The following is a 16,873-nucleotide window of genomic DNA, read 5'->3' on the forward strand; positions in this document are numbered from 1 at the left end:
GGGAGGACCTGCAGACGGGATCGCGGTTCGAGAAGACCTACCGGGCGCTGGGCTACCGGTTCGGCCTCGTCTACAACCCGACGCCGGACAGCGCGCTCTACGCCCAGTACAGCTTCGCCACCGACCCGGTGAACAGCCTGATCACGCTGAACCAGTCGCTGGCGGGCTTCAAGCTCGCCACAGGCGATCAAGTCGAGATCGGCGCCAAGGGTCTTGCCTTCGACGGTGCCGTGGAATGGACCATCGCGGGCTACCGGATCGTCAAGGACAACCTGATCTCGGCAATCCCCGGCCAGCCGACGCTGTCCACGCAGGTGGGGAGCCAGTCCTCGCAGGGATTCGAGCTGGCCTTGGGCTGGCGCTTTGCTCCGGGCTGGCGACTGGACGGCAACCTCGCGCTGCTGCACGCGCAGTACGACCGGTTCGACCAGACGGTGAACGGCGCCACGGTCTCGTACGCCGGCAACCAGCCCATCGACGTGCCGGAGCGGGTGGCCAACCTCTGGCTGACCTGGGACGTCTACCGCGACTGGACCGCGCGGGTCGGGCTTCAGAACGTGGGGCAGGTCTACAGCGACTTCGGCAATACGGCGCGGCGCCCGGCCTACAACCTCGTCAACGTGGTCCTCGACCATCAGGTCACGGCGGAGTCGCGCCTGTCCGTGCGGGTCTACAACCTGTTCGACAAGGTCTACGCGATCAGCGGCAATGCCGTGAACGGGGTCGGGACCAACTGGCTGCTCGGGCGGCCGCGCTCGGTCGAGGTCGCCTACACGGTGACGTGGTGAGCCTGCCGCGGCGGCTCGGCAAGGCGGGGCGGCGCTGGCTGCTGCTGTTCCACCGCTGGGCCGGGATCGCCGCGGGGCTGTTCTTCGCCCTGTGGATCGGCTCCGGACTGGTGATGCTCTACGTGCCGTTCCCGGCGCTCACCGGGGCCGAGCGCCTGGACCGACTCGCACCGATCGCCTGGGAGCGCGTCGCGGTGGCGCCCGACGACGCGCTGCGGGCCGGCGGTCTTGCCGGCGTGCCGGCGGCCTTCGCCCTGGAGATGCGCGGTGCGGAACCGGTCTACCGGATCGCCGACCGCGACGGGCGCCGGGCCACGGTCTCGGCGCGGACCGGGGAGCGGCTCGGCCCGCTGACGCCCGAGGATGCGTTGCGTCTCGCGGCCGAGGGGATTCCGGGCGCACATGTCGATCCGGTCGAGCGGGACCAGTGGACCGTCACGGCCCGGTACGATCCGCTCCGGCCGTTCCTGAAGGTCGTCCTCGACGATGCGGCCGGGACCGAGCTCTACGTGTCTCAGGTCACCGGCGAGGTCGCCCTCGACACGACCCGCTTCGAGCGTGGCTGGAACTGGGCCGGCGCCGTGGCGCATTGGATCTACCTGACGCCGCTGCGCGCCCGGGCCGATCTGTGGCGGACGGTCCTGCTGTGGCTGTCCGGCTTCGCCGCCCTCGGGGCGCTGAGCGGCCTCGCGATCGGGATCTGGCGCCTGCGCCTCCGCCGCCGCTACGCGGGCGGGGCCGTCACGCCCTATCGCGGTCTCGCACGCTGGCACCACCTGTTCGGCCTCGCGGGCGGAATCGGACTCAGCACCTTCATCCTCAGCGGCTGGATCTCGATGAACCCGAACCGCTGGTTCTCGTCGAACGCTGCGCCCGCCGAGATCCGCGCCGCCTATGCCGGACAGCCCGCCCCCCTCGGCCTCGACGCCGGAGCCCTGCGGGGCTTCGCAGAGGCCGGAACCCGCGCGCTGCGCTTCGCCGCCATCGGCGGGTCCTGGTGGATCGTCGCCGACACACCGGCGGGAGCCCGGAGCCGCAGGGCGGATGACGGCACGCTCCTCGATGCCGCCGCGCTCGCGCGGGCCGCCGGTCCGGCCCTGCTCGGCGGATTACGGACGGCAGAGACCCTGACCGCCTACGACCTGTACTGGTATCCGCACGGAATCGACCCACGGCCGCTTCCGGTGCTGCGCCTGCGCTTCGCTGATCCGGACGCCACGTGGCTCCACGTCGATCCCCGGGACGGGACCATCCTCCAGCGCCTGGATCGCTCCGGCCGCATCAACCGCTGGCTGTTCGACGCCGCGCACCGCCTCGATCTGCCGGGGCTCAGCGGCAACCGCTCGCTCCACGATGCCGCCCAATGGGTCCTGAACCTCCTGGCGGCGGGGATCGCGGTCACCGGTCTGGTCGCGGGCTGGCGCCGCCTGCGCCGCGTTCTGTCGGCCTAGGAGGCCGGCCGAGGCTCCCGGTGCTCGACGCGGCCGATCACGCTCGGTTGGTCGTCACGCCGAAAGCGCAGTGACCCGGTGCCCGCCGACAACGCGACGTCCGGCGCAGCCCTGAATGGCTTCGCCGCTCGCGCAAGGACGGCGCCGCGGCGGCCGCAGCGTTCAGAACCGCGCCGTCAGGAACAGCCGCACGTTCCGCCCCGGCAGCAGGATCTCGTCCTTCTTGAACGAGGTCGAGTTGCGGATGTCGTCGTTCAGGAGGTTGCGGCCCTGGACGCCGAGGGTGATCGCGCTCGCCCCGTAGACCGCGGGATCGACCGCCTTGGTGTAGCTCAGCTCGGCCCGCAGGTCGTCGTAGCCGGGCGTGGGCGTCTCGTAGACCGCCGTGGCGTCGTGGCTGAAGGCGTGGATGAGGTTCACCCGCGCGAACCATCCGTCGGCCCGCAGGTAGACGCCGCCGCCGAGCCGGTAGGGTGGGATGCGCGGCACGTTGGTGCCGTTGTCGAACTGGGCGCGGACGAAATCGAACTGCCCCTCGATGCCGGCGAAGCCGTTGCCCACCGGCAGGAGGTCGTACTGGCCGATGATCTCGGCGCCGTAGAAGGTCGCGTTCTGCTGCTGATAGACGATCTGCCGGTTGTCGGTGCCGACACCGCAGGAGGCGAAGTCGTCGTCGCAGGTCAGCCCCGTGTAGTTGCGGTAGATGAAGCCGGTATAGCGCGTGAAGTAGCCGGTGGCGTCGAGGCGGAAGGGTCCCTCGGCCCGCCGGATGCTGGCCTCGACGGTCCGGGCGCGCTCCTTCTTGAGGTTCGGGTTGCCGATCTCGAAGGTCGCGGTGGCGTCGTGGGGCCCCTGCGAGAACAGCTCGTAACCGGTGGGTCCGCGCTCGACATAGGAGCCGGTGAGGCTCGCCACGAAGCCGTAGGGCAGATCCTGCAGGGCGCCGATACTGGCGCTCTTCGGCGCGAAGCGGCGGGTCCGGGCGTACTGGAACGGCTCCTGCCCGTCGACGGGCACGTAATCGCTGGGGAACTGCGCGGCCGTACTCGACAGCCGATCGACCTCGTAGCGCCCGGCCGCCTGCAGACGCGTGCCCGGACGCAGCTCCAGCTCCTCGAACAGGTAGACCGCGTTGGCACGGGACTCGGTCTTGGGCAGGAACGATTCGAGCTGCGTGTTGATCACACGCCGGTCCGACTGGAAGCCGAGCGCGCCGGTGAGCTTGCCGAGATCCGTGAAGACCGGGACGTGCTGGAGTTCCAGGCGCCCTTCGGCCTCCCGGTTCTTGAAGATCGCCTGGACGCCCTCGATCCCGTCATCGCCGATGCCGACCTCGTTGTGGCGATAGACCGAGTAGCCCGCCCAGTAGCGGATCACCTCGAAGGGGCCGTCGAGGGGCCGGTACTCGCCCCGCGACAGCACCCGATCCTGGTTCGGGGTCAGCCGGGTCCGGTCCTGCTCCGCCACGCCGCCGGGGATCGCATAGATGGCGTCGTAGTGGCTGAAGGAGATGCCGACGAAGCCGCGGTCGCCGATCGCCGAGATGCCGACCGCGCCGCCCTGCGACTCGTTGTAGGAGTTGCGTTGGATCCCGCCGGGGATCGCGTAGCTGTCGTTGGCCGTCTTGAAGCCGTCGGCGTGGACCGCGATGCCATCGCCGCCGGCATCCACCGTGGCGGCCCCGAGCCGGCCGTTGTCCACGCTGGAGAAGCCGGTGGTCACCTGCCCCTGCACCCCGTTCGCCGGAATGAAGGTTGGCACCCGGTTGTTGTCCGCCGAGACCACGCCGCCGATGGCGCCGGAGCCGTAGCGCAGGGTCGCGGGGCCGCGGATCACCTCGATCCGGTCGGCCACCAGCGGATTGACCGGCACGGCGTGGTCCTCGCCGAGGTCGGACACGCCGCCGTTGACGATGCCGTTCTCCTGGATGCGCACCCGGGCGTTGTCGAGACCGCGGATGATCGGCCGTGAGGCCGCGCCCGGCGCGTAGGACGTGCCGGAGATGCCAGGCCTGTCGAACAGGGCGTCGCCCAGGGTCCGGGGCTGATCGCGCGCGATCTGCTCCTGGGTGACCACGGTGACGGGGGAGAAGGTGTTGGTCGCCACCGGCAGAACGCCGATCGGGACCGCCGCGTCGGCGATCGGCGCGGTGCGCGGGGCCTGGATCGGGCTCGGACTGGTGACGCTGATCTCGTCGAGGGTGACGGCCTGCTGGGCCCGGGCAACCGACGGAGCCAGCATGCCGGTGCACACGGTCGAGGACAGCATTGTGCCGGCAAGGAAGCGGAGGCGACGCAGGCGGGACATGGAGACTCACATAGTGTTATACTGTTTCAGTGTCGCGGACCTCGGGTCCGGTGCAAGGTGTAATCCCGCGCCATCCCGACACGCTTGAGAAACGTTACATCGTTGCAACAGCTTCGCCGGGTCCCGCCGCTGCGGAGCGTTTCACCGCCTTGACTTTGAAATGTTATAACATTTTGATTGCGGCATGACACAGCCCGATCGCCGCCTGCCCGTCACCGTCCTGTCCGGCTTTCTCGGAGCCGGCAAAACGACGCTGCTCAATCATGTTCTGAACAACCGCGACGGCCGCCGGGTGGCGGTGATCGTGAACGACATGAGCGAGGTCAACATCGATGCCGACCTCGTCCGCGCGGGCGGAGCCGACCTGTCCCGGACGGACGAGACCCTCGTCGAGATGACCAACGGCTGCATCTGCTGCACCCTGCGCGACGATCTGCTCGCCGAGGTCCGCCGCCTGTCGGAGACCGGGCGGTTCGATTACCTGCTGATCGAGGGCACCGGCATCGCCGAACCGCTGCCGATCGCGTCGACCTTCTCGTTCCGGGACGAGGCGGGCCGCTCCCTGTCGGATCTGGCCCGGCTCGACACGATGGTGACCGTGGTCGACGCGGTGAACCTGCTGAAGGATTACGGCTCGGCCGCGTTCCTGCGTGAGCGCGGCGAGACCGCGGGCGCCGAGGATACGCGCACGCTCGTGGACCTGCTCGTGGAGCAGATCGAGTTCGCCGACGTGGTGGTGATCAACAAGGCGCACGATGTCTCACCCGAGCATCTCGCGCTGGTCCGCTCGGTGGTGCGCGGCCTGAACGCCGACGCCCGCATCCTCGAGACCGATCACGGACGTGCGCCGCTCGCGGACATTCTCGACACCGGCCTGTTCGACGAGGAGAAGGCGCAGCAGCACCCGCTCTGGTTCAAGGAACTCTACGGCGCCCACGCGCACGTGCCGGAGACCGAGGAATACGGCATCGCCTCCTTCGTCTACCGGGCCCGGCGCCCCTTCGACCCCGAGCGCTTCAACGCCTTCGTCAACGCCACCTGGCCGGGCCTGATCCGGGCGAAGGGCCATTTCTGGCTGGCGACGCGGCCGGATTGGGTCGGCGAGTTCTCCCTGGCGGGGGCCGTGGCCAGGGTCTCCGCGATGGGGTTCTGGTGGTCGGCGGTGCCGCGGCGGCGCTGGCCGGAGGCGCCCGAGTTCCGGGAGCGCCTGCATACGGTCTGGAGCGAGGTCTGGGGCGACCGGCGCCAGGAACTGGTCTTCATCGGATCCGGGATGGACCGCGCCGCGCTCATCGCCGCGCTCGATGCCTGCCTCGTGGACACCGGCCCGGATCGCGCACCTTTCGATCCCGCGCCCTACCGAGAACTGCCGGATCCGTTCCCGGCCTGGCGCCGGGCCGCGGCCTGAGCCCCGCCGGTCAGGCCGGCAGGCCCTCCGTCTCGTCCTCGGCCTCAATCTCGGCATCGGTCTCCGTCACCTGACCGGAGGCACCGGCTGCCTCGGCGAGGCCGCGGGCGGCCTTGCGCAGGAGCTTGCGCAGGCGTCGGCGGTCGGTCTTGTCGAGGTGGTCGAGCAACTCGGCCTCGACCTCTTCCTGGATCCGCTCGATCGCCTCGGCCTTGGCCATGCCGGCTTCCGTGAGCTGAACCCGGACCACGCGGCCATCGCCCGACTCGGCCCGGCGCTCGACGATGCCGAGGGCCGCGAGCCGCGTCACGGTCTTGGACGCGGTGGGCGGCCGCACCCGCAGCAGCGCCGCGAGATCACCCATGGTCATGGTGCCGGCCGCAGCCAACGCCTGCACCACCTGCTCCTGGCCGGCGAAAAGCCCCAGCTTGGCCAGCCGGTCGCCGGTGCGGGCGCGGTGCAGGCGCGCCGCCTGCACCAGCGCCCAACCGACGCTGCGGACGCCGGGCGGCCGCATCTTCTTGGACGTGTGGCCGAGCACGGCCGCAGCTTCGTCCTGATGATCGCGCTTCTGCTTGTCGCCCACCGGAGCGCCCGAATAATGCCGGCGGCCGCCGGACGATCCTGAAACTGCACCGTCCACCCCCGTCACGCGGCCGCTCCGGTCCGTGTGGCGCTGGCCGGTGACGGTGCGATGACGGGGCCGACGTGAAGGTCGGATCAGCAGTGCATGAGGCGCTGAAGACGGTCCAGGATATCCTCGCCGGTGCAGGGCCGGGCGATGAACTCGGCATGCTCGGGCATGCGGGCCGGATCCGGGGCCGCGCGCCCGGAGACGATCAGGATCGGCAGTTGCGGCCGCGCCTCGGCCACGGAACTCGCCAGATCGAACCCGTCGGTCTTTCCCGACAGCTGCACGTCCGTGACCAGGCCGCAGATGTCCGGGCGCGCCTGCAGGATGCTCAGCGCGCGCTCGGCCGAGGCGCACTGAACGGTGTCGTAGCCGCCTTCCTCCAGCACGTCCCCGAGGTCCATGATCGTCAGCGCCTCGTCCTCGACGAGGAGGATTACCGGCCGATCGCCGCTCGAACCCGTCTGCTCGCTCGCCACTGTGTACTCCCTTTGGCAGCGTCCGGCCGCGCGGGCCGCCGCACGCATCTCCAGCCGTAGGCCCAACGGCAGAAACGGTCACGGGTTGCAGGCGCCCGCGGAGACGGATCACGGGAATGTGGAACGCCCGGTCGTCATGCCGATCCGGGCGCCAGCTCGGTCACCACGGCGGCGACCGCCTCGATCAGCCGGTCGAGATCCGCTGCATCGATCGTGAGGGCGGGGGTGAGATAGACGATGTCGCCGAACGGCCGGACCCAGACGCCGCGGGCGAGCAATCGCGCCTTGAGGACGGCCAAGTCGGGCGCACGGGCGAACTGCACCGCTCCGATGGCACCGAGTACCCGGACATCCGCCACGCCCCGCACCCGCCGCAGGGGTTCCAGCCCCTCGGCAAGACGGGCCGCGATGGCGCGGGCCTGGATCAGCCGTGGCTCCGCCTCGAACAGATCGAGGCTGGCATTGGCCGCTGCGCAGGCCAGGGGATTGGCCATGAAGGTCGGGCCGTGCATCAGCGCGGCCGCGGGGTCTTCGGACCAGAACGCCGCGAACACCTCCGTGCGGGCGACCGTGGCGGCGAGCGCCATCGTTCCGCCCGTAAGGGCCTTCGACAGGCAGACGATGTCGGGCACGATTCCCGCCTGCTCGCAGGCGAACAGGCTGCCGGTGCGCCCGAAGCCGGTGAAGATCTCGTCGGCGATGAGCGGCAGTCCGTGCCGGCGCGCCAGCCCGGCGATCGCCGCGAGCACCTCAGGCGGGTGCGTCCGCATCCCGCCCGCACCCTGGACCAGCGGCTCGACGATCACCGCCGCCAGGGTGTCGCGATGAGACGCGAGGGCCGCGTCGAGCGCCGCGGTCTCGGCCGCGCTTCGCGGCAGGTCGCAGAAGATCTGGCTCGGCAGGTAGGCACCGAAGCGGCGATGCATGCCCTCCTCGGGGTCGCAAACCGACATCGCCCCCATCGTGTCGCCGTGATAGCCGCCCCGGAACGCCAGGACCTTCGTCCGGCCGCCCACCCCGCGGTTGATCCACATCTGCGCCGCCATCTTGAGCGCGACCTCCACGGCGACCGAGCCCGAATCGCTCAGGAAGACGTGGTCGAGATCGCCCGGCAGCAGGGCGGCGAGCCGGCGCGCCAGCGTCTCCGCCGGCGCATGGGTGAGGCCGCCGAACATCACGTGGGGCATGCGCGCGAGCTGGTCGGCGACAGCGCCCGCTATGTGCGGGTGATTGTAGCCGTGCACCGCGGTCCACCAGGAGGCGATGCCGTCCACGAGTTCGCGGCCGTCGGCGAGGCGGATGCGGGTGCCATGCGTCGCGACCGCCTCCAGCGGCGGCGGGGCGAGGCGCATCTGCGTGTAGGGCCGCCAGAGATGGCCTGCGGGCGTTTCGAGGGTCATGCGTCCGGCATGGAAGCCCCTCGGACGGGGGTCAAGAGTCCGGCACCCGCCGCTTGACTTTGCCGCCGCGGCATCGCCCATCCCCATCCCCATGGACAGCCTCGACGCCTTCGCCACCGGGAAACTCGAAGCCCTCGAGGCCGGTCGCCTGCGCCGCACGCTGGTGCCGACGGAGCGCGGCTCCGGCGCCGCGGCGGCACGACGGGGCCGGACGCTCGTCTCCTTTTCCTGCAACGATTACCTCGGCCTCTCGCATCACCCGCGGGTGATCGCGGCGGCTCAGGCGGCCGTCGCGAGCCACGGTGCGGGGTCGGGCGGGTCGCGGCTCGTGACCGGCGACCATCCGTATCTCGGCGCGCTGGAGGACGGCCTCGCGCGCCACAAGGGCACGGAGGCAGCGCGATGGCGAGCGTCTCGTGCGCCTCCTTGGAGATGGAGCCGTACGACATAGCGCCGGTGGCGAAGCGCTTGACGATCTCGGAGGCCGGCTCGACCGACTCCAGAGGGACCGGCTGACGGCCGATCTCCGGGGCCGACTTGATCCGGAACAGGCCGCGCAGCGTCTTGAGCTGGTGCTCCTGGCGGTTCACAAGATCGGCATATTCCCGGTAGCGCTCGGGCACGTTGAGGCGCACCGCGTGCTGCAGCGTGGCCACCGTGTCCGGCGTCCAGGTGTGGGTCTCGCCGCGCAGGCGGTAGGCGTACTCGCCGCCGACATCGAGGGCGTTCCGGTAGACCGGCGCGTCCCCGAAGGCGTCGCGGTGACGGCGCACCGTCTCCTCGGCGATCTCGGCCATGCCGACGCCCTCGATGGTCGTCGCCGTGCCGAAGAAGTCGCGGCCCACGAAGGTCGAGTTCAGGCCGACCGCGTCGAAGATCTGGGCGCCGCAATAGGACTGGTAGGTCGAGATGCCCATCTTGGACATCACCTTCAGCAGGCCCTTATCGATCGCTTTGATGTAACGGTAGATGATCTCGTCGTCGGTGAGATCCGGGGGGAACTCATCCTTCATCTCGAGCAGCGTCTCGAAGGCGAGATACGGGTTGATCGCCTCGGCGCCGTAGCCCGCCAGGCAGGCGAAGTGATGCACTTCGCGCGGCTCGCCCGATTCGACCACGAGGCCGACCGAGGTCCGCAGCCCCTTGCGGATCAGGTAATTGTGGACGGAGGCCGTGGCGAGAAGCGCCGGAATCGGGATCCGGTCCGGCCCGACCGCCCGGTCGGTGAGAACGATGATGTTGTAGCCGCCGCGCACCGCAGCCTCGGCCCGGTCGCAGAGGCGGTCCAGCGCCCCGTCCATGGCCTGCGCGCCCGACTCGGCCGGGTAGGTCATGTCGAGCGTCTTGGTGTCGAACCGGTCCTCGAAATGGCCGATCGAGCGGATCTTCTCCAGGTCACCGTTCGTCAGGATCGGCTGGCGGACCTCCAGGCGCTTGCGCCGGGAGGCGCCTTCCATGTCGAGCAGGTTCGGCCGCGGCCCGATGAACGACACGAGGCTCATCACGGCCTCCTCGCGGATCGGGTCGATCGGCGGGTTCGTGACCTGCGCGAAGTTCTGCTTGAAGTAGGTGTAGAGCAGCTTCGACTTCTCGGAGAGCGCCGAGAGGGGCGTATCCGTGCCCATCGAGCCGACCGCCTCCTGGCCGGTGACGGCCATGGGCTGCATCAGCAGCTTGAGGTCTTCCTGGGTGTAGCCGAAGGCCTGCTGACGATCGAGCAGGCTGACGTCGCCGCGCGACTCGCGCGGCTGCACCGGGCGCAGATCCTCCAGGACGATCTGGGTGTTCTTGACCCAATCGGCATAGGGGTGCGCGGCGGCGAGCTCGCCCTTGATCTCCTCGTCCGAGACGATGCGACCCTTCTGCAGGTCGATCAGCAGCATCCGGCCCGGCTGGAGGCGCCAGGATTGCACGATCTTCTCGTCCGGGATCGGCAGGGTACCCATCTCGGAGGCGAGCACCACGAGGCCGTCATCGGTGACGATGTAGCGGGCCGGGCGCAGACCATTCCGGTCGAGGGTCGCGCCGATCTGGCGGCCGTCCGTGAAGGCCACGGCGGCGGGGCCGTCCCACGGCTCCATCAGCGCGGCGTGATACTCGTAGAAGGCGCGCCGCTCCTCGGTCATCAGCGGGTTGCCGGCCCAGGCCTCCGGGATGAGCATCATCATCGCGTGGGCGAGCGGGTATCCGCCCTGCACGAGGAACTCGAGGGCGTTGTCGAAGCAGGCGGTATCCGACTGCCCTTCGTACGAGATCGGCCACAGCTTCGAGATGTCGTTGCCGAACAGGTCGGAATCGACGCTCGCCTGACGGGCGGCCATCCAGTTGACGTTGCCCCGCAGCGTGTTGATCTCGCCGTTATGGGCGACCATCCGGTACGGGTGCGACAGCCGCCAGGTCGGGAACGTATTGGTGGCGAAACGCTGGTGGACGAGGGCGATCGCCGAGACGAAGCGCTTGTCCTTCAGGTCGAGGAAGTAGCCGCCGAGCTGCGTGACCAGCACCATGCCCTTGTAGACGATGGTCCGGGACGACACCGAGACCGGGTAGAACTCCTTCACCCGCGGGTCTTCGAGGGCGTAGACCTTGTTGGAGATCACCTTGCGGGCGACATAGACCCGGCGCTCGAACGCGTCCTGGTCGGTGACCGAGGCCGGCCGGCCGATGAAGACCTGACGGTGATGCGGCTCGGTCGCCTTCACGGCCTCTCCGAGATCCTCCGGATCGACCGGCACGTCGCGCCAGCCGAGCAGCGGCAGGCCCTCGGCGGCGAGCGCCGATTCGACGATCTCCTGAATGATCGCCCGCGGCTCGTCCGCCTTCGGCATGAAGAACTGGCCGATCGCGTACGAACCCGCCGGCGGCAGCTCGAATCCGAGCCGCGAGCATTCTTCGGCGAAGAAGCCGTGCGGAATCTGCGTGAGGATGCCGCAGCCGTCGCCCATCTTGGGATCGGCGCCCACCGCACCGCGATGGTCGAGGTTCTCCAGGATCTTCAGACCCTGCGCGACGATCGCGTGGGTCCGGCGGTCGTGCATGTCGGCGATGAAGCCGACGCCGCAGGCATCGCGCTCGTTCGCGGGATCGTAGGAACCCTGGGCTTTCGGAAGGGCGGGATCGCGCACGATGAGCGGCATCGCGCCGCCGCGCGGGGCGGCAGCCTGGGCCGTGGACGCAGCAAACTCTTCGGCAGCCCTGCGTTGTGACATGCTTCGTCTCGTCCTTCCCTCGAACCCGTCCGCAGCCAAGAACCCGCGAGCATGTTTCATGCCCGCAAGCCGTCGGCGCCCGGCGCTTCGGCCTCTTGCCGCAGGCCATCCGGCCGGTCCGGGTGGACACGTCCGTCGGCTTGCGTTCATCGAGGACCCAGACCGCTCAGGGAGCGGTGCGCTGGCGCGCCCGTATCCGTCAGCCGAAAAACTCGCCCGCGCGCGAGACGGCGACGGCCGGGGTGCACGGCCGATGGGACAGTTGTGCTGTCCTAAGTCGCAAAACTGCCAGATTGAAATGTTTTCAGCAAGAGACTGCTGGCGGCTGCGGCGTCGCCGCTCTGGATGAGCGGGCGGACCCGGCTCCCGGCCTCCGCAATCTCGCCCGAATCGCGGGTTCTACCGGGCAGGCCGAGCACAAGCGGCATGCGGGGCAACGACCTCGCCGGCATGGTCGAGGTCCGGGTCCACCGGCCCGGACCATGCCGGAACCGGACACTCTGCCGGGTCTCCAAACCGAGAACGCACAAGAGTGACGATGAAGAGCAGAGTTGCACGCCTCCGACGACCGACGATCCTGACGCTGGGCGCGGTCGTCCTATCGGCCGCGACCTGCCTGGGTGCATCCAGCGGCGCCCACGCGCAATTCGCATTCGAGGATGAAGTGCTCCCCCCGCGCGTCGTGGCTTGGCGCCTCGCAGACCGCGGCTTCAGCGGCCTCAGCCGCCCGCGCTTCGACGGACGGGTCTACGTCGTCGAGGCCGTCGGCCCCGCCGGCGTGCCGGTGCGGCTCTTCGTCGATCCGATGACAGGGGCGATCGTGGGCCGCCAGCGGACGGGCGCGCCGGAAACCTACGCGCGGCTTGAGCGGCCCACACCCGGATTCGGCTGGACCGAGGACGAGGCCCTCCCCCGTCGCGCGATCCGCCCGGCCCCGCCCGCCGAGGACCCGATGGCGCGACCGCAGCGCCGACCGGGTGGCGAAGCCTTCCGACCGGACGTCAATCCCGACGGGCTCAACCCCGACGGCGTCGTCCGCAGCGCTCCGTCCAGAAAGGTCGCACGGGCGACGCCCGCGCGCACGCCGGAGCTGAAGACGCAGCACCGCACCTCACCCGAGGCGCCGCCCCCCAAGATCGCTCCCGCCGACACGGCCAAGAGCGATCCGAATCCGCCCTCGGCGCCCGAGACCAAGGCGGCATCGATCGAGAAATCCCCCTCGCCGGCCCCGACGACGCCTGCGGCAGCACCCTCGAAGCCGGCCGGAGCCCCCGTCGCGGACGCGGCCAAGCCGGCCGCGAAGGACTGGAAGGACCCGCCTTCGGACAAGAAGCCGGTGCGGGTGATCGGCGGCGCCACCATCGTCCCGGGCCCGTCCGAATAGGCGCGCAGGCTCTGGCCTCGGCGTCACCCGCCGATGGTCAGCCGCCGGTGGTCAGCCGCCGGCGGTCAGCCTCTCTGCGCCCGTGAAGACCGTGACGGTATCGGCCCGCGCGATGGCGCAGAGCGTCAGGCCATAGGATCGGGCACGTTCGAGGGCCAGCGACGTCGGTGCCGAGATGGCGACGATCACAGCCGCGCCGAGCCGTGCGGCCTTTTCAACCATCTCGAACGAGCAGCGGCTGGTGATGACGAGAAAGCCCTCGTCCGCGGGCGTGCCCGCCCGCATCAGGGCGCCGATCAGCTTGTCGAGGGCGTTGTGGCGGCCGACATCCTCACGGACCGCCGCGAGGCTGCCGTCGCGGCGAGCCCAGGCCGCCGCGTGAACGGCGCGCGTCTGCGCGCCGAGCACCTGCGCCCGATCCAGCTCGGAGAGCGCGCGGGCGATGGCCGGTAGAGCGATCCGGACTTCGGACGCGGCCCGCCCCCCGGCCCGCGGCAGTTGCGCCAGATCCTCGATGCCACAGACGCCGCAACCGGTCCGGCCGCTGATGGCGCGCTTGCGCGCCAAGTGCTCGCGAAGCCGACCTGGCGCCAGATCGACGTGAAGGCGCAGGCCGTCCTCGGCCATCTCGACCCGGGTCGCGCGGATCTCGTCCACGCTGTCCACGATCCCTTCCGTGAGGCTGAACCCGTAGGCGAAATCCTCCAGATCGGCGGGCGTCGCCATCATCACCGCGTGCGGCACGCTGCCGTAGACGAGGTTGACCGGCGCCTCCGCTGCGAGCGCCCGCGTGTCCGGCTTCGGCGCCGAACCGTGATAGGCCATCACCTGCATGGACACCGGCACCGCGCAGGGCGGCAGACCGGACGTTCGGCTTCCGGTTTCCGTCGACATCTCGAACTCCGATGGGGTGATACGAACGGCCGGCGATGGCTCATCCCCCGCGCCATGCGACCGTGAATGATTTAGCCGTTCCCTAGTGCGCCGACGCCACGAGACACCGCCAACTGGCTGGAAAGCGCGCGATGCGACGCTTGTGCGGTTGCACCTCGCCGGCCCTTGTGGTCTGAAGCCCCGGTCGGATAATGCCGGGTGACACAACCGGTACTCCGTCACGTCGGTACAATCCCGCACGCAGTCAAGACGGGACGGTTCGGCGGCAGCCAGATAGTTCAAGGGAGCCACGAGAGGCAGATGCGGACGGTGCGGACGATCAACCGGTCACTCTGGAGCCTCGCCGCTCTCGGCGCCCTGCTCTTCCCGATATCAGGCGCGCAGGCTGCGGGCTTCGGTCAGCCCGTGCCGTGGGAGATGGACCGGCAGATTCCGGTCACCGACAACGCGCGCGACATCCTGAACTTCGAAATCGGCCTGCACTGGCTGTCCCTCGGGATTTCCGTCTTCGTCCTGGGGCTGATCCTCTGGTGCATCTACCGCTTCAGCGAGAAGCGGAACCCGACGCCGTCGCGCACCACGCACAACACCGCCATCGAGATCGCCTGGACGATCGTGCCGGTGCTGATCCTGGTCGCCGTCGCGATCCCGTCCTTCCGCCTGCTGCGCACGCAGCTCTCGGATCCGAAGGCCGACATGATCGTCAAGGTCATCGGCCACGCGTGGTACTGGTCCTACGAGTACCCGCAGACCGAGGCCGGCGGCGGCTTCACATTCGACGCCAACATCGACGAGGACAAGCAGCCGCGCCTGCTCCAGACCGACAACGAGATGGTCGTTCCGGTCAACAAGATCGTGAAGATCCAGGTCACCGCTGCCGACGTGCTGCATTCCTGGGCCATGCCGGCCTTCGGCTTCAAGATCGACGCCGTTCCCGGCCGCCTGAACCAGATGTGGTTCAAGGCCGACAAGGAAGGCACCTTCCACGGTCAGTGCTCGGAGCTGTGCGGCCAGCGCCATGCCTACATGCCGATCGTGGTCCGCGTGGTCAGCGAGCAGGCCTATGCCGAATGGCTGAAGGAGGCGAAGACCAAGTACGCCCGCATCGACAACGGCACGAGCTTCGCCGAGGCCCGCTGAGCCCCGGCTGACCGAACCGAACCCATCAGATTCACAAGGCATTCGAATCCATGGCTACAGCCGCAGCCCATGCCGGGGCCCACGAGGTCCACGACCACAAGCCATCGTTCTTCGCCCGCTGGTTCCTGTCGACGAACCACAAGGACATCGGCACCCTCTACCTGCTGTTCGCCTTCTGCGCCGGCATGATCGGCGCGTTCCTCTCCTTCGGCATCCGGATGGAGATGGAGGCGCCCGGCCTGCAATATTTCTCGAACCCCGCGACCTACAACGTGTTCGTCACGGGACACGGCCTCATCATGGTGTTCTTCATGGTGATGCCGGCGCTGATCGGTGGCTTCGGCAACTGGTTCGTGCCCCTCATGATCGGCGCGCCCGACATGGCGTTCCCGCGCATGAACAACATCTCGTTCTGGCTGACGGTGGCGGGCTTCTGCTCCCTGCTCTGCTCGCTGTTCGTCGAAGGCGCGCCCGGCGCGTCCGGCGCCGGCACCGGCTGGACCGTCTACCCGCCGCTCTCGACCGCAGGCCACCCCGGCCCCGCCGTCGACTTCGCGATCTTCGCCCTGCACCTCTCGGGCGCGGGCTCGATCCTCGGCGCGATCAACTTCATCACCACCATCCTGAACATGCGCGCCCCCGGCATGACGCTGCACAAGATGCCGCTCTTCGCCTGGGCCGAGCTGGTCACCGCCTTCCTGCTGCTGCTCTCGCTGCCGGTGCTGGCGGGCGCCATCACGATGCTGCTGACGGACCGCAACTTCGGCACGACCTTCTTCGATCCGGCCGGCGGCGGTGACCCGATCCTGTACCAGCACCTGTTCTGGTTCTTCGGTCACCCCGAAGTGTACATCATGATCCTGCCGGCCTTCGGCATCGTGTCGCACATCATCGCCACGTTCTCGCGCAAGCCCGTCTTCGGCTACCTCGCGATGGCCTACGCCATGGTGGCGATCGGCGTCGTCGGCTTCGTCGTGTGGGCCCACCACATGTACACGGTCGGCCTGTCGCTGCAGACGCAGTCCTACTTCGTGTTCGCCACCATGGTGATCGCGGTCCCGACCGGCGTGAAGATCTTCTCGTGGATCGCCACCATGTGGGGCGGCTCCATCCGCTTCACCGCCGCGATGCACTGGGCGGTGGGCTTCATCTTCCTGTTCACCGTCGGCGGCGTCACCGGCGTCGTGCTCGCCAACTCGGCGGTCGATAAGTACCTGCACGACACCTACTACGTGGTCGCGCACTTCCACTACGTGCTGTCCCTGGGTGCCGTGTTCATCATCTTCGCCGGTGTCTACTACTGGTTCCCGAAGATGACCGGCCACATCATCCCCGAATGGGCCGGCAAGCTGCACTTCTGGCTGGCCTTCATCGGCGCGAACGTCCTGTTCTTCCCGATGCACTTCCTCGGCCTCGCCGGCATGCCGCGTCGCTACGCCGACTATCCGGATGCCTTCGCCCAGTGGCACAAGGTGTCGACCTACGGCGGCCACATCTTCGGCCTCGGCATGTTCGTGTTCGTGATCGGCGTGGTCCTGGCGTTCCGCTCCAAGGAGCGGGCCGCGGACAACCCGTGGGGCGAAGGCGCCACCACCCTCGAGTGGACGCTCTCCTCCCCGCCGCCCTTCCACCAGTTCGAGACGCTGCCCCGCATCGTCGACGAGCCGGGCGCGCACTGATAGAGACCTCGCGAGGGCCGCANTCGCGGCCCTCGCCCTTTCCCGGGAGGCCGGTCGGNCGACCTCCCCGGCAGGGCGAGCGTTGAGGGCGATCCGCACGGGC

11 protein-coding genes and 2 pseudogenes are annotated in these 16,873 nt (G+C 69.3%); 7 read left to right on the forward strand and 6 right to left on the reverse strand.

Annotated features, from left to right (window positions below):
- Together I53_RS07250 and I53_RS07255 are read left to right on the forward strand one after the other, a co-directional pair.
- Window positions 1-788 (forward strand): TonB-dependent receptor (locus tag I53_RS07250; RefSeq protein WP_043348465.1); only part of this gene is annotated, 788 nt, incomplete at its 5' end.
- On the forward strand, window positions 782-2,239 hold the full coding sequence (locus I53_RS07255) for a PepSY domain-containing protein (protein WP_051044715.1): 1,458 nt from the start codon (window positions 782-784) through the stop codon (window positions 2,237-2,239). The genes I53_RS07250 and I53_RS07255, both read left to right, overlap by 7 nt.
- A gap of 162 nt (window positions 2,240-2,401) precedes the next feature.
- On the opposite strand, the gene I53_RS07260 is transcribed toward I53_RS07255, so the two are convergent.
- Window positions 2,402-4,507 (reverse strand): TonB-dependent receptor domain-containing protein, encoded by a 2,106-nt coding sequence (locus tag I53_RS07260; protein ID WP_051044716.1) that lies wholly within the window; start codon window positions 4,505-4,507, stop codon window positions 2,402-2,404.
- A 223-nt stretch (window positions 4,508-4,730) separates the two neighbouring features.
- Between I53_RS07260 and zigA the strand changes: the two genes are divergently transcribed.
- Entirely contained in the window at window positions 4,731-5,954 is a 1,224-nt protein-coding gene (gene zigA / locus I53_RS07265; protein ID WP_043348467.1) for a zinc metallochaperone GTPase ZigA, read from the forward strand.
- 10 nt (window positions 5,955-5,964) lie between these two features.
- Here the strand turns inward: zigA and I53_RS07270 are convergent, their stop codons facing one another.
- The 3 genes from I53_RS07270 to I53_RS07280 form a co-directional block, all read right to left on the reverse strand.
- Window positions 5,965-6,540: a MarR family transcriptional regulator gene (locus I53_RS07270; RefSeq protein WP_043348469.1), complete on the reverse strand. Its 576-nt coding sequence runs from the start codon at window positions 6,538-6,540 to the stop codon at window positions 5,965-5,967.
- 134 nt (window positions 6,541-6,674) lie between these two features.
- Window positions 6,675-7,064 carry a response regulator gene (locus tag I53_RS07275; RefSeq protein WP_020093672.1) on the reverse strand — a complete coding sequence of 130 codons (390 nt, stop codon included), beginning with the start codon at window positions 7,062-7,064 and terminating at the stop codon, window positions 6,675-6,677.
- A 134-nt stretch (window positions 7,065-7,198) separates the two neighbouring features.
- The gene (locus I53_RS07280; RefSeq protein WP_043348472.1) at window positions 7,199-8,464 is read right to left on the reverse strand and encodes an adenosylmethionine--8-amino-7-oxononanoate transaminase; all 1,266 of its coding nucleotides are present in this window, start codon (window positions 8,462-8,464) and stop codon (window positions 7,199-7,201) included.
- A gap of 91 nt (window positions 8,465-8,555) precedes the next feature.
- On the opposite strand from I53_RS07280, the pseudogene I53_RS34955 reads away from it, so the two are divergent.
- Window positions 8,556-8,864 (forward strand): annotated as a pseudogene (locus I53_RS34955) (8-amino-7-oxononanoate synthase); the annotation flags it as partial.
- On the opposite strand, the pseudogene I53_RS07285 reads toward I53_RS34955, so the two are convergent.
- Window positions 8,860-11,673, reverse strand: a pseudogene (locus I53_RS07285) (glutamate synthase central domain-containing protein); the annotation flags it as partial. The pseudogenes I53_RS34955 and I53_RS07285 overlap by 5 nt on opposite strands.
- A gap of 538 nt (window positions 11,674-12,211) precedes the next feature.
- Between I53_RS07285 and I53_RS07290 the strand changes: the two are divergent.
- Window positions 12,212-13,057 (forward strand): hypothetical protein, encoded by an 846-nt coding sequence (locus I53_RS07290; protein WP_043348475.1) that lies wholly within the window; start codon window positions 12,212-12,214, stop codon window positions 13,055-13,057.
- A gap of 51 nt (window positions 13,058-13,108) precedes the next feature.
- Here the strand turns inward: I53_RS07290 and fdhD are convergent, their stop codons facing one another.
- The gene (gene fdhD / locus I53_RS07295; RefSeq protein WP_043348477.1) at window positions 13,109-13,951 is read right to left on the reverse strand and encodes a formate dehydrogenase accessory sulfurtransferase FdhD; all 843 of its coding nucleotides are present in this window, start codon (window positions 13,949-13,951) and stop codon (window positions 13,109-13,111) included.
- 300 nt (window positions 13,952-14,251) lie between these two features.
- Here fdhD and coxB point away from each other — a divergent pair, with 300 nt between their 5' ends.
- Window positions 14,252-15,091, forward strand: coding sequence for a cytochrome c oxidase subunit II (coxB, locus tag I53_RS07300; protein ID WP_043348479.1), 840 nt, complete (start codon window positions 14,252-14,254; stop codon window positions 15,089-15,091).
- 50 nt (window positions 15,092-15,141) lie between these two features.
- Window positions 15,142-16,770, forward strand: a complete 1,629-nt coding sequence (gene ctaD / locus I53_RS07305) for a cytochrome c oxidase subunit I (protein WP_043348481.1) — start codon at window positions 15,142-15,144, stop codon at window positions 16,768-16,770.
- Window positions 16,771-16,873 lie beyond the last annotated feature (103 nt).

Origin of the sequence: Methylobacterium sp. B1 (assembly GCF_000333255.1) — a bacterium.
Classification (GTDB): Bacteria; Pseudomonadota; Alphaproteobacteria; order Rhizobiales; family Beijerinckiaceae; genus Methylobacterium; species Methylobacterium fujisawaense.